This is a genomic window from Nocardia heshunensis (assembly GCF_054782115.1).
In genome coordinates this window covers 1-1421 of sequence record NZ_BAAGTC010000074.1, presented here as the reverse complement: position 1 = coordinate 1421, position 1421 = coordinate 1, and the positions used below count along the sequence as shown (strand labels likewise).

Here is a 1421-nt window from a genome sequence, read left to right as displayed (position 1 = left end):
AGCAGTTTCTAGGAGCTAATGTTATCGGTACTGGTATCACCAAGGGCATTGGCCTGATTGGTAGTGGGATTACCAGCATGGTCGGAGAGCTAAACGAGTCTTCAAAGGCTTGGCAAACTTTCGATGGGAACATGAGCATGATTGGTAAGAGCCCGGCACAAATTACCAAGACGAAGGGGAGCTTACAGAAGTATGCTCAGCAAACCATCTATTCAGCTTCTGATATGGCTTCCACATACAGTCAACTTGCCGCTGTGGGAACTAAGAACACTACGTCTTTGGTTAAAGGATTTGGTGGTTTAGCTGCCGCCTCATCCGATCCACAGCAAGCCATGAAAACTCTTAGTCAACAGGCAACCCAAGCTGCTGCCAAGCCACAGATTCAATGGGCTGACTTCAAACTTATGCTTGAACAGACGCCAGCCGGGATGGCGATGGTCGCTAAGACGATGCACAAAAGTACTGGTCAGCTGGTCAAAGATGTTCAAGCTGGGAAAGTTAAGACACAGGACTTCTTCGATGCGATTGCGAAGACTGGTACCAACAAACAATTCTCGAAGATGGCTACGCAGTACAAGACTGTTGGGCAAGCTATGGACGGCTTGCGAGAGACCATTGCTAATAAGATGCAGTCAGCTTTCGATAAGGTAGGCAAGGTCGGAATCAAAGCTATCAGTGGCATTACTGATAGTATCAGTAACGTCAATTTCGATGCATTGGGGAGCAAGATAGTTCCGGTGGTTAAAGGAATCGTTAGTGGTCTTCAAACGGCCGGGAAAGCAATTGGCTCATTCTTCAAATCTTTGGGAAATACTGGTGCTATGTCAGCAGTAACTTCGACACTAGGCTCAATTGGTAAGGCTTTTGGTAGTGTAATGGACAAGCTCAGTGGGAGCAGTAAGAAGGACCCGTTTGCTATGTTTAAGACACTAGGGAGTCTTACTGGTGGTGTGATTAAAGGTGCCGCTAACGGAATCAAAGCTATCGCGGATGTTATCGGGAAGCTTGATCCAACAGCTTTGAAGGTTCTTGGTGGTGCATTTCTAGCATTGAAGATGAGCACAAAAGGTCTGGTTATTACTGGTATCGTTGCTGGACTGACTGCTCTTAGTAAGTTGAGTCCGGGAACTCTGAATGGTATTGCAATGGCTATAGGTCTGGTTGCAACAGCCGTCCTGGCTTTTAAGGCTGCCAAGAATGTTGCAGATATAATAGGTGGAATTAGTAATTCAATTAGAGGATTAGGTTCCGGAGGTGGACTGGCTACCACAGCTAAGTCGGCGCCCAAAGCTGCTGCTGGATTCATTAAGCTGGGAGTATCGCTGATGATGGTTGGCGGGGCAGTCTTACTTGCTGGTGCTGGACTATGGTTGATTGCTAACGCCACAACTCAATTAGTTGCCGCCGGGTGGCCCGCAGTT

The 1421-nt window shown here is 47.4% G+C and carries 1 protein-coding gene; it reads left to right on the top strand.

Annotated features, from left to right (window positions below; genetic code table 11):
• A partial coding sequence (locus tag ACYVN4_RS45250; protein WP_460730525.1) for a tape measure protein occupies positions 1-1421 on the top strand: 1421 nt, incomplete at both ends.